Source organism: Photobacterium marinum, from assembly GCF_000331515.1.
Classification (GTDB): domain Bacteria; phylum Pseudomonadota; class Gammaproteobacteria; order Enterobacterales; family Vibrionaceae; genus Photobacterium; species Photobacterium marinum.
This window is the reverse complement of sequence record NZ_AMZO01000001.1, coordinates 14,852-39,397: the sequence shown is the minus strand read 5'-3', so window position 1 is coordinate 39,397 and position 24,546 is coordinate 14,852. Positions and strand designations below refer to the sequence as shown.

General features: G+C 46.7%; 24 protein-coding genes and 1 riboswitch. Of the genes, 23 read left to right on the top strand and 1 reads right to left on the bottom strand.

The features are described 5' to 3' along the window. Positions 1-3: 3 nt before the first annotated feature. The 15 genes from C942_RS00175 to C942_RS00105 all read left to right on the top strand — a co-directional run bounded on the left by C942_RS00175 (position 4) and on the right by C942_RS00105 (position 14,465). Positions 4-690 (top strand): MotA/TolQ/ExbB proton channel family protein, encoded by a 687-nt coding sequence (locus tag C942_RS00175; RefSeq protein WP_007461113.1) that lies wholly within the window; start codon positions 4-6, stop codon positions 688-690. Beyond that, entirely contained in the window at positions 687-1,106 is a 420-nt protein-coding gene (locus C942_RS00170; protein WP_007461111.1) for an ExbD/TolR family protein, read from the top strand. The genes C942_RS00175 and C942_RS00170 overlap by 4 nt, the downstream gene beginning before the upstream one ends. After that, positions 1,103-1,942: a heme/hemin ABC transporter substrate-binding protein gene (locus tag C942_RS00165; RefSeq protein WP_007461110.1), complete on the top strand. Its 840-nt coding sequence runs from the start codon at positions 1,103-1,105 to the stop codon at positions 1,940-1,942. The genes C942_RS00170 and C942_RS00165 overlap by 4 nt, the downstream gene beginning before the upstream one ends. A 38-nt stretch (positions 1,943-1,980) precedes the next feature. Continuing rightward, a complete protein-coding gene (locus C942_RS00160) occupies positions 1,981-3,018 on the top strand; it encodes a FecCD family ABC transporter permease (RefSeq protein ID WP_007461108.1) in 1,038 nt (345 codons plus the stop codon). After that, a complete protein-coding gene (locus tag C942_RS00155; protein WP_007461106.1) occupies positions 3,015-3,821 on the top strand; it encodes a heme ABC transporter ATP-binding protein in 807 nt (268 codons plus the stop codon). Before C942_RS00160 ends, C942_RS00155 begins: the two co-directional genes overlap by 4 nt. 437 nt (positions 3,822-4,258) lie before the next feature. Further along, positions 4,259-5,266 carry an HTH-type transcriptional repressor PurR gene (gene purR / locus C942_RS00150; protein WP_007461101.1) on the top strand — a complete coding sequence of 336 codons (1,008 nt, stop codon included), beginning with the start codon at positions 4,259-4,261 and terminating at the stop codon, positions 5,264-5,266. Positions 5,267-5,481: 215 nt separating this feature from the next. Then, positions 5,482-5,584: riboswitch (cyclic di-GMP riboswitch) on the top strand. A 135-nt stretch (positions 5,585-5,719) separates the two neighbouring features. After that, positions 5,720-6,310, top strand: a complete 591-nt coding sequence (locus tag C942_RS00145) for a TfoX/Sxy family DNA transformation protein (protein WP_036798147.1) — start codon at positions 5,720-5,722, stop codon at positions 6,308-6,310. Between the two features lie 256 nt (positions 6,311-6,566). Beyond that, a complete protein-coding gene (locus tag C942_RS00140) occupies positions 6,567-6,959 on the top strand; it encodes a hypothetical protein (RefSeq protein WP_232428119.1) in 393 nt (130 codons plus the stop codon). Between the two features lie 161 nt (positions 6,960-7,120). Beyond that, the gene (locus tag C942_RS00135; RefSeq protein WP_007461095.1) at positions 7,121-7,705 is read left to right on the top strand and encodes a carboxymuconolactone decarboxylase family protein; all 585 of its coding nucleotides are present in this window, start codon (positions 7,121-7,123) and stop codon (positions 7,703-7,705) included. Positions 7,706-7,720: 15 nt separating this feature from the next. Beyond that, entirely contained in the window at positions 7,721-9,955 is a 2,235-nt protein-coding gene (locus tag C942_RS00130) for an FAD-dependent oxidoreductase (protein WP_007461093.1), read from the top strand. A 5-nt stretch (positions 9,956-9,960) separates the two neighbouring features. Beyond that, positions 9,961-11,154 (top strand): ABC transporter substrate-binding protein, encoded by a 1,194-nt coding sequence (locus C942_RS00125; RefSeq protein WP_007461092.1) that lies wholly within the window; start codon positions 9,961-9,963, stop codon positions 11,152-11,154. 53 nt (positions 11,155-11,207) lie between these two features. Next, entirely contained in the window at positions 11,208-12,935 is a 1,728-nt protein-coding gene (locus tag C942_RS00120) for an ABC transporter permease (RefSeq protein ID WP_007461090.1), read from the top strand. Continuing rightward, the gene (locus tag C942_RS00115) at positions 12,901-13,560 is read left to right on the top strand and encodes an ATP-binding cassette domain-containing protein (RefSeq protein ID WP_036798144.1); all 660 of its coding nucleotides are present in this window, start codon (positions 12,901-12,903) and stop codon (positions 13,558-13,560) included. The genes C942_RS00120 and C942_RS00115 overlap by 35 nt, the downstream gene beginning before the upstream one ends. Further along, a complete protein-coding gene (locus C942_RS00110; protein WP_007461085.1) occupies positions 13,560-14,171 on the top strand; it encodes a CDP-alcohol phosphatidyltransferase family protein in 612 nt (203 codons plus the stop codon). Before C942_RS00115 ends, C942_RS00110 begins: the two co-directional genes overlap by 1 nt. Positions 14,172-14,258: 87 nt before the next feature. Next, positions 14,259-14,465, top strand: coding sequence for a DUF2986 domain-containing protein (locus C942_RS00105; RefSeq protein WP_007461083.1), 207 nt, complete (start codon positions 14,259-14,261; stop codon positions 14,463-14,465). An 85-nt stretch (positions 14,466-14,550) separates the two neighbouring features. Here the strand turns inward: C942_RS00105 and punR are convergent, their stop codons facing one another. Next, positions 14,551-15,453 carry a DNA-binding transcriptional activator PunR gene (gene punR, locus C942_RS00100; RefSeq protein ID WP_007461081.1) on the bottom strand — a complete coding sequence of 301 codons (903 nt, stop codon included), beginning with the start codon at positions 15,451-15,453 and terminating at the stop codon, positions 14,551-14,553. Positions 15,454-15,558: 105 nt separating this feature from the next. Between punR and punC the strand changes: the two genes are divergently transcribed. The 8 genes from punC (at position 15,559) to torA (ending at position 24,467) form a co-directional block, all read left to right on the top strand. Beyond that, entirely contained in the window at positions 15,559-16,767 is a 1,209-nt protein-coding gene (gene punC, locus C942_RS00095) for a purine nucleoside transporter PunC (RefSeq protein ID WP_036798244.1), read from the top strand. Between the two features lie 299 nt (positions 16,768-17,066). Then, positions 17,067-17,795: an arginine ABC transporter ATP-binding protein ArtP gene (gene artP / locus C942_RS00090; protein ID WP_083882285.1), complete on the top strand. Its 729-nt coding sequence runs from the start codon at positions 17,067-17,069 to the stop codon at positions 17,793-17,795. A gap of 90 nt (positions 17,796-17,885) precedes the next feature. Further along, a complete protein-coding gene (locus tag C942_RS00085) occupies positions 17,886-18,617 on the top strand; it encodes a lysine/arginine/ornithine ABC transporter substrate-binding protein (protein ID WP_007461075.1) in 732 nt (243 codons plus the stop codon). A gap of 1 nt (position 18,618) precedes the next feature. Then, the gene (gene artQ / locus C942_RS00080) at positions 18,619-19,308 is read left to right on the top strand and encodes an arginine ABC transporter permease ArtQ (RefSeq protein WP_007461073.1); all 690 of its coding nucleotides are present in this window, start codon (positions 18,619-18,621) and stop codon (positions 19,306-19,308) included. After that, complete coding sequence (gene artM / locus C942_RS00075) at positions 19,305-19,976, top strand: arginine ABC transporter permease ArtM (RefSeq protein ID WP_007461072.1); 672 nt, start codon at positions 19,305-19,307, stop codon at positions 19,974-19,976. Before artQ ends, artM begins: the two co-directional genes overlap by 4 nt. A gap of 596 nt (positions 19,977-20,572) precedes the next feature. Beyond that, the gene (gene torE / locus C942_RS00070) at positions 20,573-20,743 is read left to right on the top strand and encodes a trimethylamine N-oxide reductase system protein TorE (RefSeq protein WP_007461070.1); all 171 of its coding nucleotides are present in this window, start codon (positions 20,573-20,575) and stop codon (positions 20,741-20,743) included. A gap of 53 nt (positions 20,744-20,796) precedes the next feature. Beyond that, positions 20,797-21,981 carry a pentaheme c-type cytochrome TorC gene (gene torC / locus C942_RS00065; protein ID WP_007461068.1) on the top strand — a complete coding sequence of 395 codons (1,185 nt, stop codon included), beginning with the start codon at positions 20,797-20,799 and terminating at the stop codon, positions 21,979-21,981. Between the two features lie 23 nt (positions 21,982-22,004). Next, positions 22,005-24,467 carry a trimethylamine-N-oxide reductase TorA gene (gene torA, locus C942_RS00060; protein WP_007461066.1) on the top strand — a complete coding sequence of 821 codons (2,463 nt, stop codon included), beginning with the start codon at positions 22,005-22,007 and terminating at the stop codon, positions 24,465-24,467. Positions 24,468-24,546 lie beyond the last annotated feature (79 nt).

Genomic DNA, 24,546 nt, shown 5'->3' with positions numbered 1-24,546 from the left:
GCAATGAACACTATTTACCAACTGCAAAATCAACTCGGCCTGATGACTTGGCCGCTTCTGATCTGCTCAGCCTTAACTCTTATGATTTTGCTTGAGAGATCAATACAGGTGCTGCTGTGCACCGGTGTCGGAAAAAGCAAAATCAACAGCCTTCTTGCAGCGCAAAACCGCAATAACGAGGAAGGACTTGATCAGCTGGCCAACTCACTCAAAACACAGCGGCCCCTTCTGTATAAAGGTGTCGCTATGCTGATTTCCCATCGCCACTTTAATAAGCCTCTGCGTGAAGATGCAGCCGGAATCTGGCTGCAACAAAAACGCAGCCAGCTTCGCTCCGGTTTACGCCTACTTGGTCTTATCGGAGTAATTAGCCCGCTACTAGGTCTCTTGGGTACGGTTCTTGGCCTGATCGACATGTTTAAAGGAATCGCGCTATCCACAGGATCTGTAACACCGAATGATCTTGCTGATGGTCTGGGACTTGCGATGCGTACCACTGCCGCAGGTCTGATCATCGCCCTGCCAGCCATCGCCGGTGCGCAGTTACTTGGATTATGGGCCGATAAAGTGACTGCCAAACTGGAGCATACCCTCAACCACTGCAACCTTTGGCTTGAAGGGATCAGCCTGGATCAAAACTGCCAACAAAATATACCGTCCAACCATAAAGCCACTGAGGCCAAGACATGATCCGCGCGAATAATTCATTACTTGAAGAGGAAATCCAGCCGGACCTGACCCCTCTACTGGACATTATTTTCATTGTCATGGTTTTCCTTTTGCTAACAGCCAGTGTGCGTTTGCAATCGCTAGAGGTTGACTTACCGCAAACAGAAACCAAAACACTGCAAGAAACTGAGGCGGATCCGGTAACAATCAACCTGGCTTCAGCATCACCTTACTGGGCTTTACAGAGCGCTCCAATTGAAAGCTGGAATGAGTTCACACAAGCACTGATTAAGGAAATGAAAAAAAATCCACAACGACCGGTTGTAATTGGTGCAGATAAAGCAGGCTCTGTTGAACACATGCTGAAGTTGCTTGCATTCCTGCAACAACACGACATTAAAGCCACTCAACTACTAATGGAAGAGGAAGAATCATGAGGCAACTTGCTCTGGCAACCGCCCTATTTATCATTTCAGGTTCTGCATGGGCCAATGAACGCATCATCAGTGCTGGCGCAACCATCACTGAGCTGATTTATGCCTTGAATGCGCAGGAGCAAATTGTGGCTGTCGATGCAACCAGCCGTTCACTGGTTGATGACAACACACCTAAACTAGGCTATCACCGCCAACTGTCAGCAGAGAGCCTAATCGCACTCAACCCAACACGCATTCTGGGCTCTGATGAAATGGGTCCGGAGACGACATTGAACCTGATTCGTCAGACCGGGATTAAAGTCAATATTGTCAATTCAGGTGAGACAGTCCATGACCTCAAATTTCGAATTGCCGAAGTAGGAAAAATAACAGGCAAGGAAAAAGAAGCTGAACATCTTCAGGCAAAGGTACAGAATCAGGTTAATTCAATTTTCAAACGTATACAGTCAAGCAACTCTTCGCCGAAAAAAGTACTGTTCCTGATGTTACATGAAGGCCGCCCGGCCAATGTAGCCGGTCGTAATACAACAGCAGATACTGTTATCAAACTTGCCGGAGCAATCAACCCTGCAGCAAGTTTTGTTGAATCTTACAAACCCATTTCTGTTGAGGCGATGGTGCAAATGCAGCCGGATATCATCCTGGTCAGCTCCCGTACTATGTATCAAATCAGCAATATTGATGGTTTGTTAAGCAGGATTCCTTTACTGGCAGCCACTCCGGCAGGCCAAACAAAATCACTGGCCTCGATCGACGGCGCAGCTCTTATCGGCGGATTAGGTTTATTGAGCCTGAGTGAAGCAGAACGCCTGAACAAAGTGTTTTACGAAAACTGAAGCTAACGAAATTACGGTTATCTATGCAATCTAGAATTATGCAGCTCAAAAGAATGCCCGTCAGCACCGCTTTTCCACTGGGCTTTTTTCTGCTGGCGCTAGCAGTCATTACTTCAGTGATTGTCGGCCCGATGACAATCAGCTTCAGTGAAAGCATCAAAGCCCTGTCTCCGTGGAATGTAGATCTACCTCTCCACATCAAACTGGTGATTCATCAGGTTCGCCTGCCGCGAACGCTACTCTGTATTGCCATTGGTGCCATCCTAGCTCTTTGTGGTGCAGTTATGCAGGGACTGTTTAGAAATCCACTGGCAGATCCAGGAATCATAGGTGTTTCTGGTGGTGCGGGTTTGGGAGCTGCACTGGCAATCGTCATCTTTGCACCGTTAGCGAACTCTTTTCCTCAGTTATTGACTTTAGGAACTGTACCAGCCTGTGCATTCCTTGGTGGCGCTGCAACTACCTATCTGGTTTACCGCTTAGGGACGGATAAAACCGGTACATCAGTTACTGTTATGCTGTTAGCTGGTGTGGCTATAGGTGCCCTTTCCGGCGCAGGACTCGGGTTACTGAATTACTTTGCAGATGATCAGGCCCTGCGCGATCTTTCTCTCTGGTCAATGGGTTCGCTAGCTGGTGCAACATGGCAAAGTATTACCCTCGCATTTACTACACTTGCCATTCTATTAATCTGGTTTGACCGCCATGCAAACGCATTAAACGCCTTTCTGCTCGGCGAGGCAGAAGCAAAACACATGGGGATTAATGTCCAATGCCTGAAACGTACTTTAATCTTACTGTGCGCCGCCGGTGTCGGTGTTGCCGTTTCCCTGACCGGTATCATCGGATTCGTTGGCTTAATCATCCCTCACTTGGGCCGCATGTTGACAGGACCTAACCATAAAACCCTGCTACCACTTTCTGCATTGCTTGGTGCACTGATTTTGCTGGTTGCCGATATGATGGCGCGAGTTATTGCAGCGCCGGCAGAACTGCCTGTTGGTATAGTCACGGCCATACTGGGTGCTCCATTCTTCATTATTCTGCTAGTCACGCAAAAAGGAAAAATGTCATGACTGAAAAGGTGGCAAACTCTGAAACAACCGTTGCTATCGAAGGCAGAGGACTCAAATTAACACTAGGCGGAAAAAAGCTGCTCGATGATTTGAATCTAAAAATCCACAAAGGCCAGATGACGGCCCTGCTTGGTCCTAACGGTGCAGGAAAAAGTACTCTACTTAAAGTGCTATGCGGTGAAATAGAAGCCGATGGTCAAGTTGAACTCTTTGGCAAAACGTGTGAAAAATGGTCCCCCAAGACTCTAGCCAAACACCTGGGAGTACTCCCCCAGCATAGCAACCTGAGTTTTGCATTTACTGCAGCCGAAGTTGTCGAGCTGGGTTCACTACCACTTGAGCTTCCCAAAGTAAAAGTAAGAGCTTTATCCAAGCAAATGATGAATAGAGTTGGCGTTGAACACCTTGCATCAAGACTTTACCCCACATTGTCGGGAGGTGAAAAACAGCGTGTTCATTACGCCCGGGTATTGAGCCAGTTGAGTCAAGCAGGAGACAATTGCGTACTAATACTTGATGAGCCGACTTCAGCTCTTGATCTTTCTCACCAACACAGAACATTACAGATTGCGCAAGAACTGACGAAAGCCGGAGCGGCTGTCATAGTTGTTATCCATGATTTAAACCTTGCAGCACAGTACGCGGATCGTCTGATCATCCTTAAAGACGGAAAAATCCAGGCCGATGGGACACCCTGGCAATCTTTACAATCAGCAACAATACAACGCATATATGACTGGCCAGTTTATATAACACCGCACCCAAATGGAGATTATCCGGTAGTGATACCAGCGGCATCCTGAACTATCTGTTCTTTAAAGAAAAGTATTAATCTGTCCTAAAAGCCCCTGGTTGATCACCTGGGGCTTTTTTGAAATTAGTTAAGTCACACAAATAAGCCAGCATATGCATCTAAACACCTTACAAGTACCTTAACTTTGTTGATATCTATCAAGAATTAACATGTTGGAATACAGAAACGTTGCACTGTGCGCTACACTCAGTAGAATGTGAACGCAAGCGATTAACAATGTAACGTCAGTAAAGACGCGAGAAGCAAGGCCGCTCGTTGAAGCGGCTTTTTGGCGTTTTTGTACATGATGGCTTGCTTAGAATGCAGCAGGGAACAAACAGCAAAATTACCTGGTCAGCCACAGACAATTTTGCTGTCTGTTACTATCAATTTAAATGAATATGAAACGGTCGGGCCCTCTGACCTAAAATTATTAGAAGAATAAGTATGGCAACGATTAAAGATGTTGCACGTTTAGCTGGTGTCTCAACGACCACAGTCTCACACGTGATCAACAAAACCCGCTTCGTGGCGGAAGCTACACAGAAAAAGGTATTAGAGGCGGTTGAAGAACTGAACTACGCGCCAAGTGCCGTCGCGCGAAGCCTGAAGTGTAATACCACACGTACCATCGGAATGCTGGTAACAAAATCGACTAACCCATTTTTTGCCGAAGTAGTACACGGTGTTGAAGAGTACTGCTACAGTCAGGGTTATACGCTGATCCTTTGCAACACAGAAGGTAACCTTTCCAAGCAGCGTGATTACCTACGTATGTTGGCAGAGAAACGTGTCGATGGCCTGCTAGTTATGTGCTCAGATCTGGATGAAAAGCTACTTGAGCTGCTTGAACGTCAGAAAGATCTTCCAATGGTGATTATGGATTGGGGGCCGGAAAGCCCACACACAGATAAAATTCAGGACAACGCAGAACTTGGTGGTTATGTGGCAACCAAGTACTTCATCGAACAAGGTCATAATAAGATTGGCTGCCTGACAGGTCATAAAGATAAACTGACATGTCAGGAGCGCCTGAAAGGCTTCCATAAGGCAATGAAAGAAGCCAACCTAAACGTAAACGATAAGTGGATTCTCGAAGGCGACTTCGAGTGTGAATCCGCTGTAGTTGCTGCGAATCGCTTTATTGAAATGAAAGATCGCCCAACTGCTATCTTCTGTTTTAACGACATCATGGCGATGGGTCTAATCAGTACATTTGAACAAGCTGGTATTCGTGTTCCAGATGACATTTCAATCATAGGATACGATAACATTGATTTGGCGCCGTTCTTCTCGCCGCCATTGACGACAATTCACCAACCTAAACGTCGATTAGGTCAAACAGCAATTGAGATCCTGCTGGCACGTGTTAAAGACAAAAAACACGAGCATCAGATTTTTGAAATGGCACCTGAACTAGTGGTTCGCAAGTCTGTTAAGAAGCTTAGCGCATAAGCTGCAATTGCAATCTGCGTCGATATTGACACATAAAACCGGTGAGGCAACTCACCGGTTTTTTTTCATCCGTGAAAAAAATGGTATTCAATATGAACAATAGCTATGAAAAATGCGTCAAGCGCCCAAAAAACGAACTAATTTATTGGACCAAGATCACACTTTTAAAAATGGGAGCAAGGTCAAAAATCATAACTTAAGATATATTAATAGCGTCACGAACAAGGCAAACCATTCGAAAGATTGGGACGCAAAGCTTCCGGCCTAAAAGTGTTTAGTTTTATGAACTATGTCACTTATGGTAGCGGGGTTGCCGATGGATGTAGCAAATGGCTATGTCAGACTTTAACTTATCGCTGACATAGTCTTTTTGTAAATTTTGCTATTCTGAATCCTCGCTCTTGTTTTAGGTGACTCGAAGATATTTCACAATATTTATCACCGAGAAGACGCATGGACAAACCAGTACTTAAAGAATCATTAAGATTATTTAATTGTTTCGAGAATATTAAATCTCGTTCAATGTTTGGCGGTTTTGGCATATTTTCAGGCGAAACAATGTTTGCGCTTGTAGTAAATGACAAATTGCATTTACGTGCTAATGCCGACAACGAAGAGGAATATAAGAAAGCAGGTCTGGAACCTTACGTTTATAAAAAACGTGGCTTCCCTGTTGTAACTAAGCAATATGCTATTCCTGAAGAATGGTGGAATGAGCCGCAAAGAATTGTCAGCAAAGCTGAACGAGCTCTGGAGGCAGCCAAACAGGATAAGGAAACCAAAAGCAAAAGCGGACCGAACCGTATTAAAGATCTGCCGAACCTTCGCCTGGCCAACGAGCGAATGCTTAAGAAAGCTGGCATAACCACAGTTGAAGAGCTGTATGAAGCGGGTTCCCTAAATGCTTACAGAGCATTACAGGAGACACACAGAGATACAGTTAATATCGAGCTTCTGTGGGCATTAGAAGGTGCTGTAAGTGGTACGCACTGGTCTGTAATTCCACAACAGCGACGTACAGAGCTTCTGTCACAGTTGAATTAAATTCAGATAAGCAAAATATAATAAGAGGTGCATGTCACCTCTTATTTTTTATCTTTGTATCCAACTTGATTAATTAACACTTGTAGCATATAAAAATCATTGCTTAATTAAATTATTTAGTCGTTAATTGACAATTTTTTGTCAATACGAGTGAAAAATTGACACCTCTCACAAAGCTGTTCATAAAATCATCAATACTCTTTTTTTAACTCCTCCGATTAGTAAAATTGAACCGTCATATAAACCGGAGGTTGTTATGTACTATTCAAAGCCATTTCCCGGACAAGCTGAACAAATGTTTAAAGACAAGTTTTGTATATGGCCCAGGTTAATGCGTGGTCTTGTATTTGTCAGTTTACTTCCATCTGCAATAGTGACACTTTTAGTACTTCAGCAACATGCCTCTCTTGAAACTCTTGAGAGTGCACTAATTATTACTGCGGCCTTTAACCTACTGCTGCTTTGCTGGGGTGTCTTTTTAAAAGTTCGCTCAAAGAAATACTGGTATCGCAACTATCACATCGGCAAGACCATGGTGATTGCTTCTCTACCTTTAGTTGCCTGCTTTTATCTATTCGTCGCAAACCCTGATACGGCAGATATTGCCAAACAACAAAGGTCACAAGTAGTACAAATTTCAGTCAACTAAGCACTTTTATCAAAATTATCTTAATTTTCTGAAATTTAATTGCCCCATTAACGGTCTGTGTCTCACAACAATCTAGTAATATAGCCGACCATTAGTCCAACTAGATTGATATACTAAGAGTGGCATATTGCTACAGTGATACAGACATATAAGGGGCTCATGTGCGTATACCAGCCAAAAAACAGTATTCCATCTTTATTAAACCACTTCTTTGGCTTCAAAAACGTCATTACGGTAACGTTCTGAATCCCGCGCTATTGTGGGGTAGACGCCCTACTTTATTCTGGCTGGTGGCCGGTTTCTTTGGATACTTAGATCGTAAGTCCTCCCCTATCACCCCGGTTATTCGTTCACTTGTCTGCGTTCGTGTTTCTCAGCTTAATGATTGTGCTTTTTGCGTTGATGCCAACGGTATGAAACTGGCAGAGCGCTGCGATTGTGTTGAGAAAATCAAAGCCCTTGCTAACTGGCAGCACAGTGAGTACTTCGATGAGCAAGAGCGCGCGATTCTTACTTACGTAGAGGCGATGACCATCACCGGTCAAAAAGTTACTGAAACGATGCTCAGCGATATTCAGAAATGGTATGACGCTGATGCACTGGTTGAACTTACTGCTCTGGTTTCTTTCCAGAACCTGTCGGCGAAATTTAACACCGCACTTGATGTACCTGAACAAGGTTTTTGTTCAATTCCAATCCAGCCGGGTGATGAAAAAGCACCGACTGCGGAATCTTCAGATAAATGATTGAAAGGTGATGTCATGGATAGAAAAAAACTGCTACTCCTCGGGACAATAATCAGCCTTATCGGTCTGTGGTTTACGTTGGATCTTGGCCAGTACTTCACACTGGAACAAGCCAAGGCTCAGCAAATTGCCCTGCAAGATACTATTGCAGCGAAGCCTTTTTTATCCAGCCTGATCTACTTTGTCATCTATGTGGTCGTCACAGCGTTGTCGCTGCCAGGCGCTGCCATCATGACATTGCTGGGTGCTGCACTGTTTGGATTCTGGTGGAGCCTGCTGCTGGTGTCTTTTGCCAGTACCATAGGGGCCACACTCGCGTTTCTGTTCAGCCGCTACATCCTGCGAGACTGGGTTCAAAATAAATTCGGCAATCGTCTTGAACCAATTAATGCAGGAATCGCGAAAGACGGGCCGTTTTACCTCTTTACTCTGCGTCTGATTCCTATTTTCCCATTCTTTATCGTGAACCTGGTAATGGGCCTGACACCAATCAGTACCCGTATGTTCTACCTGGTGAGCCAGGTCGGGATGCTCGCCGGTACCATGGTATATATCAACGCCGGTACTCAGTTAGGTGAGATTGAATCCCTCAACGGCATCATTTCTGCTCCGGTTCTGATCTCTCTTGCTCTGCTTGGCCTGTTCCCGCTTATTGCGAAGATGGTAATGAACATCATCAACCAACGCCGTGTATACGGCGACTGGCAACGCCCAGAGCACTTCGATCAGAACATGGTTGTGATCGGCGCCGGTGCCGGTGGCTTGGTCAGTTCTTATATTGCTGCGGCAGTGAAAGCCAAAGTAACTCTTATCGAGCGTCATAAAATGGGGGGAGATTGCCTTAACACCGGATGTGTACCGTCTAAAGCAATTATCCGTGCCGCTCACACCATGGCCGAAATTTCCCGTGCACAGGACTTCGGAATTACAACCGAGAAGCCTCAGGTCAACTTTGGGCAGGTGATGGCTCGCATCCATAAGGTGATAGAGAAAATAGAGCCTCACGACTCAGTAGAACGCTATACAAAGCTTGGTGTTAATTGTATTGAGGGCGATGCAAAAATCCTCTCGCCATGGGAAGTAGAAGTTAACGATGAGCGCATTACAACCCGTAATATTGTTATCGCAACGGGGGCTCGTCCTCTTGTACCGAATATTCCAGGGCTTGAAACGGTCAACTACCTGACCTCAGATTCAATCTGGTCACTGAAAGAACAACCCGAACGTCTATTAGTGCTCGGTGGTGGCCCAATCGGATGTGAACTGGCACAAAGCTTCAGCCGTCTCGGCAGTAAAGTCACTCTGGTAGAAATGGCGGAACAACTGTTAATCCGCGAAGACAATGACGCATCTGAACTGGTGAAAAACGGGCTTGAAAAAGATAGCGTTGACATCAAACTCGGCTATAAAGCAGTGCGTTTTGAATCAACCATTGCTGAAGATGGCCGTCAGGTCCAGTGCGTTTATCTTCACCGTAACAACTTCGACCAAAACACTGATAACGAGGTAGTCGTTGAATTTGATGCGGTAATGCTGGCACTTGGTCGTGTAGCAAACGTTCAGGGCTTTGGCTTGGAGGAGCTTGGCATCACGACAACTGAGCGTGGCACTGTCGATGTGAATGAGTACCTGCAAACCAAGTACCCGAACATTTACGCAGTAGGCGATGTTGCTGGCCCGTTCCAGTTAACCCATGCGGCTGCTCACCAGGCATGGTATGCAGCAGTAAACGGACTTTTCGGACATTTCAAGAAATTCAAAGCCGATTACTCCGTATTACCGGCGGCAACCTATACTTCACCGGAAGTTGCTCGAGTGGGTATTAACGAAAAAGAAGCCCAAATGCAGGGTATCGACTTTGAAGTGGTCACTTATGGGATCGATGACCTTGACCGTGCGATTACAGATGGCGAAGATCACGGCTTCATTAAAGTAATTACTCCAAAAGGCAAAGATAAGATCCTTGGTGCCACTGTTGTCGGCAGTAATGCCGGTGAACTGTTAGCGGAGTTCACCCTCGCTATGAGGCATGGTTTGGGGTTGAATAAGATCCTTGGCACTGTTCACCCCTACCCGACGATGAGCGAAGCTGCCAAATATACCGCCGGAATCTGGAAGCAGGCCAACGCCCCTCAGGCTTTACTTGCTTGGGTCGAGAAATATCACCGTTGGATGCGTAAAGAGAATAATAAGTATGCGGGCAATAAAGCACCGTCAGAAACTGTATTGAATGAAAATAGGGATATTTAACTAAAATGAAACAACTCTTTTTAGGATTAGCCATTTCACTTGCTGCTAGCCTGGGCCATGCTCTGGCGGCATCAGATTCCACAGCAACTTCTGCCGCCACACAGAATTGGGAGCAAACAGTGGAAAAAGCCCGCGGGCAGACTGTTTACTTTAATGCATGGGGCGGTAGCCAGGAAATCAACGATTACCTTCGCTGGGCAGGTCGTCAACTACAGGCTGAGTATGGCGTTACTCTAAAGCATGTAAAAGTAGCCGACATAGCAGAAACCACTCAGCGCCTGCTGGCAGAAAAGACAGCCGGGAAAAACACCGGCGGCAGCGTCGATATGGTGTGGATTAACGGTGAGAACTTCCGATCTATGAAGGACGGCAGTTTACTGTACGGACCGATAACTGAACAGCTACCAAACTGGCAGTATGTCGATAAATCACTACCGGTTTACGAAGACTTTACCGAGCCGACTGAAGGGTTAGAAGCCCCATGGGGAGTTGGCCAGCTAGTGTTTATTCATGACAAAATGACACTGAACAACCCGCCGCAGAACTTCAGTGAATTATTAAGTCTGGCGAAGGCCTTCCCCGGCAAAGTCAGCTATCCGCAACCACCGGAATTTCATGGCAGCAGCTTCCTGAAAGCCGCTCTTATCGAGCTGACTAAAGAAAGGAACGCACTGTACCAGCCAATCGATATTAAAACGGATAAAGAGAAGTTCGAGCAAGTTACCGCGCCGCTATGGCAATATCTGGATCAACTTCATCCAGTCTCCTGGCAGCAAGGGAAACGCTTTCCGTCAGGTACCAGTGAAACTATCCAGTTATTAGACGATCAGCAGCTGTTGCTGGCGATTACTTTCAATCCGAATGCAGCCAATGCAGCTATCGAGCGTGGTAATCTGGTTGAAACAGCTCAGACTTATGCTTTCCAACAGGGAGCTCTTTCAAATATTCACTTCCTGGCCGTTCCTTGGAATGCCACCGCGAAGGAAGGTGCCCTGGTTGCCATTAACTTCCTGCTGAGTCCAGAAGCGCAGGCACGCAAAGCAGACAGCGCAATCTGGGGTGATCCCTCTGTATTGAAAGCAGAAGCCCTTGCCAAAGGCGGAGCTCAAGGCTTTTCACTGTTCAAATCCATTCCTGAGCCCCATCCAAGCTGGCTGACAGCAATAGAGCTGGAATGGCAGAAGCGCTACGGTAGTTAATCTTATGTTCGGGCATTCATGCTTCTCTTGAATGCCCGTTAACCAGGCTTGTTATGATTCATTTGTTGTTCCTGCTCACCCTACTACTTTGCGTCCTGCCGTTAATCCCCGGATTACTGGGAATTGTGATACCTGCTTTCTCATGGCTTCCCCAACTCGGATTATCAGAGCCGGGGGTATCCGCGTTTGTAGCTGTCGCCCAATGGCCCGGACTGAACGAATCAATACTGCTTACCCTGCTGAGTGCTTTCGGCAGTACATCACTGGCAACCCTGTTTTGCTTTCTGGTATTACGCCGATATTGGAACAAGCCCGGCTGGCAACGTATCGAGCACAGCTTGTCACCTATGCTGGCAATGCCACATGTTGCTTTTGCAATTGGCTTTGCTTTCACGTTTGCTCCTACCGGATGGTTCTTCCGGGTGTTGGAAAACCTTGGGTTAAATACCAGTGGCTGGTTCAGCCTGACACAGGATCAGTTTGGTATCGGCTTGCTTATGGCATTGGCGATAAAAGAAACGCCATTTATGTTGCTGATGAGTATTTCAGTACTTCAGCAAATCAAAGTCACGCGTTTGCAGGCCATTGCCAGCGGATTAGGTTACAGCGAGAAAGAAAGCTGGCTCAAAATCATTTTGCCGCAGTGGCTGCCAAAAATGCGGCTACCTATTTTTGCCGTGCTTGCTTACGGTATTTCTGTGGTTGATGTTGCGTTGATCCTCGGCCCATCGCGCCCGCCAACACTCTCTGTTCTGGTTTGGCAATGGTTCAATGAGCCGGAGCTTACACTGCTACCCCGTGCCGCTGTCGGTGCGATTCTTTTACTGACCATTGCATTGCTGGCCCTCGGTTTTATTCGCTTTGTGGAATGGTTCTCTTTGTCATATTGTCGCCAATGGCAGATCAGTGGTCCGAAATTCACTTCTGCTGAGGCTTCTCTGCATACAAATAATAAACGCTGGCACTTTCCCGGCTATGCCACTTTCGTCGCAGTGCCTTTGATAGTGCTGCCGGTGCTGGGACTGTGGTCTTTTGCTCACCGCTGGCGTTTTCCGGATCTGCTTCCGAGCCGCTACAGCTCGCGGTTCTGGCAACAGGAATCCTATTCACTGATTGAACTGACAACAAACAGTGTGACCCTGGCGCTAATCAGCAGTCTACTGGCTTTAATTCTGGCTGTTGCCTGCCTTGAATACCGACAGAAATACCAGCGCAGCTTGCCCGGCTGGCTTATCGCAATTCCTATGGTATTGCCTCAACTGTCCATCTTGTTTGGTATTCAGATCAGCACCTATTTTGTGCCGGGGCAATGGTACTGGCTGTGGGTTACCTGGAGCCACCTGTTCTTTGTCTTCCCGTATATGTACTTGTCATTAGACGGACCGTGGCGCAGCTATGACATCCGCTTAGATCAATCTGCCCGCAGCCTGGGCCTTAACGGCTGGCAAACCCTATGGCGAGTAAAACGGCCGATTATGTTGCCTTCAGTATGGCTGGCCCTGGCTGTCGGCATCAGTGTCAGCCTTGCGCAATACCTGCCAACCCAAATGCTGGGCGCAGGCCGGATTTCAACCGTAACCACAGAAGCTGTCGCACTTGCCAGCGGACAAGATCGTCGGGTCAGTGCCGTTTATGGCCTGCTCCAAGGCATGCTGCCATTTATCTTTTTCACCCTGGCGTTAACGGCGAGCCGTTACTCGTCTCGTTTTAACCGTCAAGAAAAGCAACAACGGAGACACAACACGGATGACGTTATCTGTGGAAAACCTCACCTTAACTAATGGTGAGAACGCATTATTTGAACCAACCAGTTTCAAGGTAAAGGCGGGCAATGTCCTCACTCTGATGGGACCGAGCGGTTGTGGTAAATCCACCCTGCTCAGCGCCATAGCCGGTCACCTGAGTCCGGCGTTTGAGCTGAGTGGCGAAATACGCCTGAATGAAATAGCAATGAACGGATTAGTACCAAATCAGCGCCGAATCGGGATTCTGTTTCAGGATGATCTGCTGTTTCCGCATCTGAATATTTGGGAAAACCTGGCTTTCGGATTACCTAAATCAGTCAACGGAAAAGCACGTAAAGAAACCGCGATGGCGACACTTTCCAAAATTGGATTAACCGAGCTTACCAATAAAATGCCACCGGAGATCTCCGGCGGGCAACGCGCACGTATCAGCTTAATGCGAATGCTTCTGTCTGAACCTCACGCAGTTCTGCTGGATGAACCATTCAGTAAACTCGATAAAGCATTGCGCAGTGAATTTCGGGCGTTTGTATTTCAGCAGATTAAGTCGAAAAATATTCCCGCGCTAATGGTGACACACGATGAAGATGATATTCCGGCAGACGGGAGCGTTCTTCACTGGCCCTGGCAATCCAGCCTGAATAAACCAAGAGGTGTGTGATGTTAGATCAGTACGCAATTAAGGTTATCCGTGGACCTTTAACCACCGCTGCAGCTCTGCCGGATAGGTTCGGTATTACAGCTAACCAAATTACCATTGCCGGCTTTGCTATCGGCCTACTGGCTCTGCCTGCATTGGTTCTCCAGCAATATCAATGGGCACTCGGGTTTATCGTCTTAAACCGCATTTTCGATGGTCTCGACGGTGCTGTTGCACGACGACAGGGAATATCCGACTGCGGCGGCTTTTTGGATATTACCTTAGATTTCCTTTTCTACTCGCTGATACCCTTTGGTTTTGTTCTTGCCGACCCACAAACCAACGCTGTCGCAGGAGCATTCCTGATTTTTTCATTTATCGGCACCGGCTCCAGCTTTCTGGCTTTTGCTATCATGGCAAGCAAACGTAATATTGAAAGTCCTGTATACCAACACAAGTCGCTGTATTACATTGGCGGCCTGACTGAAGGCACTGAAACTATTGCCTGTTTCGTTTTGTTCTGCCTGTTACCTCAGCACTTCTCTGCCATTGCATGGATTTTCGGAAGCCTTTGCTGGATAACTACACTCTCGCGGATCTGGGCCGGGTATCACACCTTAAAATCGGAATAACAAGCAGACTTTTAAACTTGTCATCGCCCGTATTACCGTTACAATCTGCGGCTGATTTATTCGAATGAAACAGAAAACCGGAACAAAATGAACCGTAAGAAAAAAGTGAAAGAAACGCTGCTGAAGAAGCATAAAAAGATGAATTCAAAAATTCACCGCAGCAACAAGCCTCGCTACATCTCCAAAGCTGAGCGAGCCAAGATGGAAGCAGAAGCGGCGGCAGAAAACCAGCAATTACCTGAAGAAACTGCAACGGAAGAGCAGTCTGAGAATTCAGCAGAATCTGACGAGTAAATTCCGTCGGAATCCCTTTCAAAATGTGGGCACTTCCTGCCCACATTTTCTCTGCTTCTTAACACTGCCTCAGGCCATCTCAACTCTATCTCATCCATTCACGGTGCAGCTGTTCACTGTCCCCCAGATATTCCAGCAACCATTCAATCGCCGGATTCTGACTTTCCTTATTCCATGCCAGGCAACACGGACTCGCTGCAGGCTTGGTTGCTAGCTTTTTCTCCACCAGCTCACCGGAATCAATTCTCGGTTGTGCCATATGCTCAGGAACAACACCAATCCCCAACCCAGCCTTAAGACACTGCAATGCACTGTGCCAGTTTGGCACCATAATCCGACGCTGGTTATCCATTAGCCAGGTCACCCGCTTAGGTAATACTCGCGAAGTATCTTCAATACAAATTGACGAATACTGCATCAGCTCTTCAGGCTCTAACGGATAGTCAGCATTAGCTAAAGGATGATCCGGTGCAACTACAAACTTCCAGTAAAGAGTCCCCATATCCCGGTAGTCAAATGAACCGCTGACCGGAACCGCAGCTGTTGCCCCGATAGCTATATCTGCGCGACCGTCAGCCAATGCATCCCAAACCCCATTGAACACTTCCATAGACAAATGAAGTTCAACATCAGGAAACTGTCGATAGAAATCACGAACCAGCGTATTCACCCTACTCTCTCTCACCACCGTATCCAGGGCAACATAAACACTCTGTGACCAACCATTAGCTACCCGCTGGGTCTGATATTTGATCTGATCCATTTGCTTAATCAGCTTTCTTGCTTCTTCAACAAAATATTCACCGGCAGGAGTCAACTTAACCTTACGGTGCAACCTGACAAATAAATCGACAGCTAATCGCTCTTCAATTAACCGAACCGTGTAACTTATTGCACTTGGAACCTTATGCAACTCTTCCGCCGCACCGGAAAAACTGCCCCTGCGGGCAACAACATCAATAACTTGCAGATCATTGTACGAAAACATATCAAATCAAATTTTTTGAAAGCAATGTTGAAATATTACCGTTTCACAGCATCGCGTTGCAACATTAAACTGGCCGCAAAAGTAATACAAAAAGATCCCTCTTTTATGAACAAACAACCTTCTAAAATCACTCTTCTTTGGTTTGCATGTCTAAGTATGCTTGGTTACCTTGCTACTGACATGTACTTGCCTGCTTTTGAATCAATGCGTTCAGATTTTGATACATCACAATCACTTATCGGATTGTCTCTAAGTATTTTTCTGTTAGGCATGGCATTGGGTCAGTTGATCTATGGTCCGCTGTCAGATCGTATCGGCCGTATCAAAGTTCTAATGGGCGGCATGCTGCTTTTCAGCATCGCATCTATTGGTTGTACCTTTGCACCGAACATCGAAATCATGCTTATTTCACGTTTAGCTCAGGCGTTAGGTGCTTGTAGTGCAACGGTTATTTGGCAAGCAGTAGTCGTTGATCGCTATGAAGGTAAGGTATCTGAGCGAGTATTTGCTACAATTATGCCATTGGTTGCTCTGTCACCGGCACTGGCCCCACTTGCTGGAGCCATGCTTGAAGGTCATTTCGGCTGGCGAAGCATCTTTGTAGCCCTTGTTGCTTTTGGTGCAGTTATGTCCGTTATGACGCTAAAAGAGCCTGAAAGCGCTAATTTAGACAAAAAGCAAGAAAAGATCACAGTTCAGTTACGTCATGATTACAAGCAGATCCTCAGTTCAAAAAAATTCATTGGTAACATGATGATTTTTGCTGCCTGTTCTGCTGCTTTCTTCGCCTACCTGACTGGCTCACCATTTGTTATGTCAGCAATGGGTTACTCTGGTGCCGATATCGGTCTGAGCTATGCACCACAAACTGTTGCTTTCATCATCGGTGGTTACGGTTGCCGTACGCTGCTTGCGAAATATGACAGCCAGCGCATCCTGCCATGGATCCTGAAACTATTCCTGACCAGCGTGACTGTAATGTTCCTGATTTCAATGAACACAGAACCTAAGACAATCTGGCCAATCCTGGTACCGTTCTGTCTGCTGGCTGTTGCAAACGGTGCAATCTATCCAATCATCATCAGCAAAGCGCTGGAAGACTTCAAGAGCTGTAGTGCGACAGCTGCCGGCCTGCTTAACTTCCTGCAAACCATGGTATGTTTTGCCGCCAGCGGTATTGTATCTGCATTCGCAGCACATGGCCTGATGACAGTAACAATCGCGATGTTCTCAACCGGCTTTATCGCTTTGATCGGTTATTCACTGGTTGTTAAAGCGCACCGCCAGTCTATTGAGCACGCACAAACCGCATAAAATTTTCGCCTCAGCGAATAATTAACAAAGGCTGCCTCTTGGCAGCCTTTTTTATTGCCTCTTATACAATTCAAATTCTTCCCACTCAAAGTGACTAATTACCCACACCAGCTTTTCACTCTCTCAAACCAGACATTCATTTCTGCCAAGAATGCGCTGAAAACAAAAGCAATAAACAGCTAACCGACCTTCTAGCAGCACAAAAAATATTGCCTCAAGGATTATTTATACATTTATCTTGCATAAGAAATCACTTTGAGTAATATAGACCCCAGTGACGATTAATGCAGTATGTCAGCATGAGTATTCAGTTAAGCAATATCAATAAATTCTACGGTCCGGCACAGGTGCTCCATGATGTGAGCTTCAGCTGTAATAAAGGAGATACCCTTGTGCTTCTTGGCCCAAGTGGTGCAGGTAAGAGTTCCCTCCTAAGGGTTCTGAACCTGCTTGAAACCGCAAGCAACGGTCAACTGGCCATTGCCAATGAAAGTTTCGATTTCAGCAATTCTATTCAGGAGCAGGAAGGACTGCGCCTGCGCCGTAAAGTCGGAATGGTTTTTCAGCAATACAACTTATGGCCACACTTAACTGTGCTGGAAAATCTAATTGAAGCGCCAGTCAAAGTTGCAGGCAAAGACAAAACTGACGCTAAAAAAGAAGCGCTGGAGATCCTTGAAACTCTTCAGCTTGCAGATAAAGCAGATGCGTGGCCAATGCAACTCTCCGGTGGTCAACAACAACGTGTCGCTATCGCCCGCGCACTGATGATGAAGCCGGATATATTACTGTTTGATGAGCCGACAGCCGCATTGGATCCGGAGATCACCAATCAGGTCGTCAAGATTATTAACCAACTGAGCGAAACCGGAATCACCCAGGTTGTTGTAACTCATGAAGTCGACTTCGCGAGAAAAATTGCCAGCCATGTTCTCTACCTTGAAAAAGGTCGAATCGTTGAGCACGGCACGCGAGACGCTTTTGTTAATCCGGCAACAGCTCAGTTCGCAGAATACCTGACGCACTAGTCAACAAATCACTTTCTTTCTATTTAAACCTATTAATCCTGCATCACGACATTACGGGATGCAGAGAACAGTTACGCATGGAGTATCGCAATGAAAAAAATCTTACTGGCTTCCCTTATTGGTTTGGTTTCAGCCCAGGCAGCAGCGCAGGACGAAATTAAATTTGCAATGGAAGCCACCTATGCCCCATTTGAATACATGGATCAAAATAACCAAATCCAAGGTTTCGATGTGGATTTGGCAAATGCACTGTGTGAAGAGATCAATGCAAAATGTACTTTCCATAACCAACCTTTTGACAGCTTGATCCCTGCACTTAAATTCCGTCGTTACGATGCAGCAATTTCAGGTATTGATATTACCGAGCAACGTAAGCAGCAAGTGAACTTTACCAACGCGTACTACGACAATGCGGCAGCTTTTGTTGCGATTAGCGGGAAAGTGGCCAGCCAGGATGAGCTGAAAGATAAGCGTATCGGAGTTCAGAACGGCTCGACTCACCAGAGCTACCTGATTGACCAAATGCCTGGTGTTACCGCTGTGCCGTATGCCAGCTATCAGGATGCTTTCCTTGATATGCAGAATGGTCGTATTGATTCTGTATTCGGCGATACTGCTGTAGTTGCTGAATGGTTTAAGAAAAACGACAAACTGACTTATGTCGGAAAGCAAATCACCAACGCCCAATACTTCGGTAACGGCTTTGGTATTGCAGTAAATAAAAATAATCAGGAACTGGTCAACAAGCTAAACGCGGCACTGAAAACCGTAAAGGCTAACGGTGAGTACCAGGCAATTTTTGATAAATATTTCGGTAAGTAATATGGCGTTATCTGGTTATGCGCTAACTTTGGCTGAAGCTGGCTGGCTGACTTTGCAGCTGGCTTTTGCCAGCCTGTTAGCCGGATTGGTATTAGCAATTGCATTCGCTGGCGGTGAAATGTCTCGCTACAAATTCATTGCCTGGCCGACCACGGCATTAGTCACCGTTCTGCGCGGCCTTCCTGAACTGCTGGTTGTACTGTTTATTTTCTTTGGCTCAACTCAGGTACTGTTTATTCTGACCGGCGATTTTGTGGAAGTCAGTCCATTCCTGTCCGGCGTTATTGCCCTGTCGCTGATTTTTGCAGCTTATGCTGCGCAGACGCTAAGAGGTGCGTTAAAAGCCGTACCCAATGGCCAACGTGAAGCAGCCAGCGCACTGGGCATCAGCAAACCCTGGGCTTTCTTCCGTATTGTGCTGCCACAGGCAGTACGCCATGCCCTGCCGGGACTAACCAACCAATGGCTGGTTCTGCTTAAAGACACTGCGCTGGTATCTCTGATCGGTGTTACCGACCTGCTTAAGCAAGCGCAATTGACAGCAGCAGCCACTCATGAAAGTTTTACCTGGTACGCCAGTGCAGCCCTGATTTATCTGGTTATCACTTTGATCACTCAAAAAGTAGTCAAACTGCTGGACCATAAATTTTCGGCACAAGGGTTTAATCAAACGCAAGGAGCCACCGCATGAACGAACAGCATATCTGGCAACTCCTTGAAGGCCTGACAACCAGTATTGAACTTACCATGGTTTCATTGCTGGTCGGCTGTACACTGGCATTGTGTATGACCGTCTCTCTGATCCTGCGAACACCTGTCGTTCACTGGATAAGTCGCGGCCTAATCACCCTCTTTACCGGTACTCCACTGCTAGTACAGATATTTTTGATTTACTACGGTCCGGGACAGTTTGAAGCCGTCCGTGACAGTATCTTATGGCAATGGTTAAGCCAGCCATGGTTTTGCGCCATGCTCGCTTTAGCTCTCAATACCGCAGCTTACAGTTCCCAACTTTTTCAGGGTGCATTTAAAGCCATTCCTTCCGGTCAATGGCAGGCTTGTCAAGCACTGGGAATGAATACCAAAACGACTTTGGGTGTATTACTCCCTTACGCAATTCGTCGTGCGATTCCGGCTTATTCCAATGAAGTCATCCTGGTTTTCAAAGGGACTTCACTTGCCAGCACGATTACTATCATGGACATCATGGGTTATGCGCAACGGATTAATGCTCAGACTTATGACACGCTCGTTGTATTCAGTGTTGCAGGTGCTTTTTACCTGGGAATTAACGGTTTTTTAACCTTGCTATTCAGAAATGTAGAAAAAAGAGCACTGGCATTCGAGTCGGCACACTGAACACAATTCACCCACACCGCTTAAGCCACCACCAACCCAAGCCAGTCATTTTGTGACTGGCTTTCTATTTCGTCGCATTTGCGTTCTCTTTAATGATAATGATTAAGCACTTCGATTAATATTTTTAAATGCCAACCGTTCTTATTTAAGCAAAAATGAACAAAAACATATGCACGCCATCACCTATTAACAACCAGTCACATCCATTACCACTTTATGGTAATTGGCAATAAAAAAATACACTGTAATATCTGTTATGCATAATAAGAACATTATAAACAGTGTTCGCAAACCACTCGCAGCAACACACCGCTCACAAGTCACTTACAAATAAAACAATTAAAACACATCCTGACGGCTATTTTTCCCTCAAAATATCATTAACATTTATTAATATATAAATACAAAGGGTCACAATAATATTATTCCCATTCATCTTTCCGTTGAAGATCAAAAAACCCAACGATTAAAGAAATTAATAGCCTCAGGCTAATTGAATCGCTGCAAAAATATCTCTTATGATCTTTCTAAAAATAAAATTGTTAATTTTCTTTGTTGATATTTATTGAATCAAATTAGCGAATGCAGGTAGCACTATGAACAATGGGATTTCTACTACAAGCCAGGATAAGCGAAAGCTTGAATGGCGAACTTTCTTTTTAATTACTGTCGTGCTCTTTCCGGTTCTGAGCGTGATGTTTGTTGGCGGTTACGGCTTCATCGTATGGATGATGCAAGCGCTGTTCTTTGGGCCTCCTGGCCACTAAGACGTGTGCAGACCTCACAACAATAATCAAAATCAACAACAAGAGTACACAGTATGAAATCAAGTTTAATTAAGATCTGGCGAACATTGTCTCGCCCGAGTGTTCATATCAGTTTGGGCGTTTTAACGCTTGGCGGTTTCCTTGCCGGTGTTATTTTCTGGGGTGGTTTTAATACAGCATTGGAAGCTACGAACACAGAAGAATTCTGTATTAGCTGCCATACCATGGAAAATAATGTTTATCAGGAGCTGCAAGAAACAGTTCACTGGAAAAATACTTCAGGTGTTCGTGCTACCTGTCCTGACTGTCACGTTCCGCATGACTGGACGGATAAAATTGCCCGTAAAATGCAAGCAAGCAAAGAAGTGTTCGCCCAACTTTTTGGTGATCTAGACACCCGTGAAAAATTCGAAGAACGCCGTATTGTCCTTGCTCAGCACGAATGGGATCGTTTCTCTGCAAACAAATCCCTGGAATGTAAAAACTGTCACGACTACGACAGCATGGATTTCGATAATATGCGCCCTACCGCGCGTATCCAGATGAAGCAAGCAGCCGAGCGTGATCAGAGCTGTCTTGACTGTCACAAGGGTATTGCCCACAACCTGCCTCATAACATGGACAGCACCGGTGGCATGATCAGCCAGCTGGAGCAACTGGCATCTAACACAAAGTTCGAAGTTGGCAGCGAATACATCAGTGTCCGTCACCTGCCTCTTTACGAAGAGAAAGCCCTGAGCACTGAAGCTGGTCTGCTGAACCCTGCCTCAGCAATTAAAGTTGTCGACCAGACTAAAGATGCTATCCAGGTTGAAGTATCTGGCTGGCGTAAAGACAAAGGTTTCGGCCGTGTAATCCAGGAAGACTTCGGTATGAACATCGCCGTTGCCTCCCTACTGAAAGAAGCATCAACCAACGATCAGCTTATTGAGAAGTTTGAGCGCAAGGAAGATGAGCTGACAGGTCTGCCATGGCAGCGTGTAACAGCGAAGCTGTGGATGAAGAAAGAAGCCCTGCTTGACGACGTTCAGCCAATCTGGGAACAGGCTAAACAGTCTTACCAGACTAACTGTTCAGTTTGTCACACCCAGCCTGATGAAGCTCACTTTGATGCCAACACCTGGCCTGGCATGTTCAACGGCATGATGGCATTCGTTAACTTCGATACCGACAGCAAGGCGCTGGTACTGAAGTATCTGCAGAAGCACTCATCAGATTTTTCTGAAGGCCACCACTAAGCGATTGATGGAGTAATTAAACAATGTCTGTTACCCGAAGAAGTTTTCTAAAAGGCCTTGCTACCACGAGTGCCGTATCCGTTATCGGTCCTGGCCTGCTGACCTCCACAAAAGCGCTGGCCGCTGAAACTACTGGCAGCTGGAAAGTATCAGGTTCACACTGGGGCGCGTTCCGCGCCCACGTATACGCTGGTAAAGTTCAGGAAATCAAACCACTGGAAATGGATAAATACCCGACTGATATGATCAATGGTGTCAAGGGTATTATCTACAGCCCGTCGCGTGTCCGTTACCCTATGGTTCGCCTGGACTGGCTGAAAAAGCACAAGTACAGCGCAGATACCCGCGGCAATAACCGTTTCGTACGCGTAACCTGGGATGAAGCACTGGATCTGTTCTACCGTGAACTGGAACTAGTTCAGAAAGAATACGGTCCATGGGCTCTGCACGCAGGTCAAACCGGCTGGCGCCAGACTGGTCAGTTCCACAGCTGTACCAGCCACATGCAGCGTGCTGTAGGTATGCACGGTAACTTCATCACTAAAGTTGGTGACTACTCTACCGGTGCTGGCCAGACTATTCTTCCTTACGTTCTGGGCTCAACGGAAGTTTATGCTCAGGGTACTTCATGGTCTGAAATCCTGAAGAACAGTGACAACATCGTTCTGTGGGCGACTGACCCTGTGAAAAACCTGCAGGTTGGCTGGAACTGTGAAACTCACGAATCGTACGCATACCTTGAGCAACTGAAAGAGAAAGTTGCCAAGGGCGAAGTGAACGTTCTGTCTGTTGACCCGGTGAAAAACAAAACCCAGCGCTACCTGGGCAACGATCACCTGTACATCAACCCGCAGACCGACGTAGCCTTCATGCTAGCGGTAGCGCATACCCTGTACACTGAAGATCTGTACGACAAGAAATTCATCAGAACTTACTGCCTGGGCTTCGACGAGTTTGTTCCTTACCTGATGGGTAAGTCAAAAGACAACATCGAGAAAACCCCTGAGTGGGCAGCAGAGATCTGTGGTGTTGATGCTGACAAGATCCGCGAATTTGCCCGCATGCTGGTTAACGGCCGTACTCAGATCCTGTTCGGCTGGTGTATCCAGCGTCAGGAGCACGGTGAACAACCATACTGGATGGGTGCAGTTATCGCTGCAATGGTTGGTCAGATTGGTCTGCCTGGCGGTGGTGTTTCTTACGGCCACCACTACAGCTCAATCGGTGTACCTTCAACCGGTTTTGCGGCTCCGGGCGGTTTCCCGCGTAACCTTGACCAGGGCAAAAAGCCTAAGTGGGACAACAACGATTTCAACGGCTACAGCCGTACAATCCCGGTAGCCCGCTGGATTGACTGTCTGCTGGAACCTGGTAAGAAAATTAAGTACAACGGTTCAACCGTTACCCTGCCTGACTACAAGATGATGGTGATCAGCGGTAACAACCCGTGGCACCACCACCAGGATCGCAACCGTATGAAGAAGGCATTCCGCAAGCTTCAGACAGTTGTAACCGTAGACTTTGCATGGACGGCTACCTGTCGTTTCTCTGACATCGTACTGCCGGCCTGTACTCAGTTCGAACGTAATGATATCGACGTATACGGCTCATACAGTGGCCGCGGCCTGCTGGCGATGCACAAACTGGTTGACCCGCTGTACCAGTCGAAAACTGACTTCGAAATCTTTACTGAGCTGACCCGTCGCTTCGGCCGCCACAAAGAATACACTCGTGGTATGGACGAGATGGAATGGGTTCGTCAGCTGTACTCTGATTGCCGTGATGCAAACAAGGGTAAGTTTGACATGCCTGAGTTTGATGAGTTCTGGGAGAAAGGCGTACTGGACTTCGGTGAAGGTAAACCTTGGGTTCGCCATGCTGACTTCCGTGAAGATCCGGAAATCAATGCACTGGGTACCCCATCAGGCTTCATTGAAATCAGCAGCCGCAAGATTGGTCGCTTCGGTTACGAACACTGTCAAAGCCACCCTATGTGGTTCGAGAAGAGTGAACGTTCTCACGGTGGTCCGGGTTCTGAAAAGCACCCATTCTGGATGCAGTCATGTCACCCAGACAAACGTCTTCACTCACAGATGTGTGAATCTGAAGAGTTCCGTGCGACTTACGCTGTTAAAGGTCGTGAGCCGGTTTACATTAACCCTCAGGATGCCGCAGAGAAAGGCATTAAAGACGGCGACCTGGTGCGCGTCTTCAATGACCGTGGCCAGCTACTGGCCGGTGCAGTACTGACTGACAGCTATGCTCGTGGTGTTATCCGTATCGAGGAAGGAGCATGGTACGGCCCGCTTAACGAAAAAGACGGTGCTATCGATACCTACGGTGACCCGAACACCCTGACTCAGGATATTCCGTCATCAGAGCTTGCACAGGCGACCAGTGCGAACACTTGTCTGGTTAACTTCGAGAAGTTCACTGGCAAAGTACCACCGGTAACCTCATTCGGTGGTCCGATTGAAGTAAGCTAATCCGACAGGATACAAGCAGATAACAAAGCCCCGGCACAGAGCATTCTGGCCGGGGCTTTTCTGTTAACTGTGTAAATTG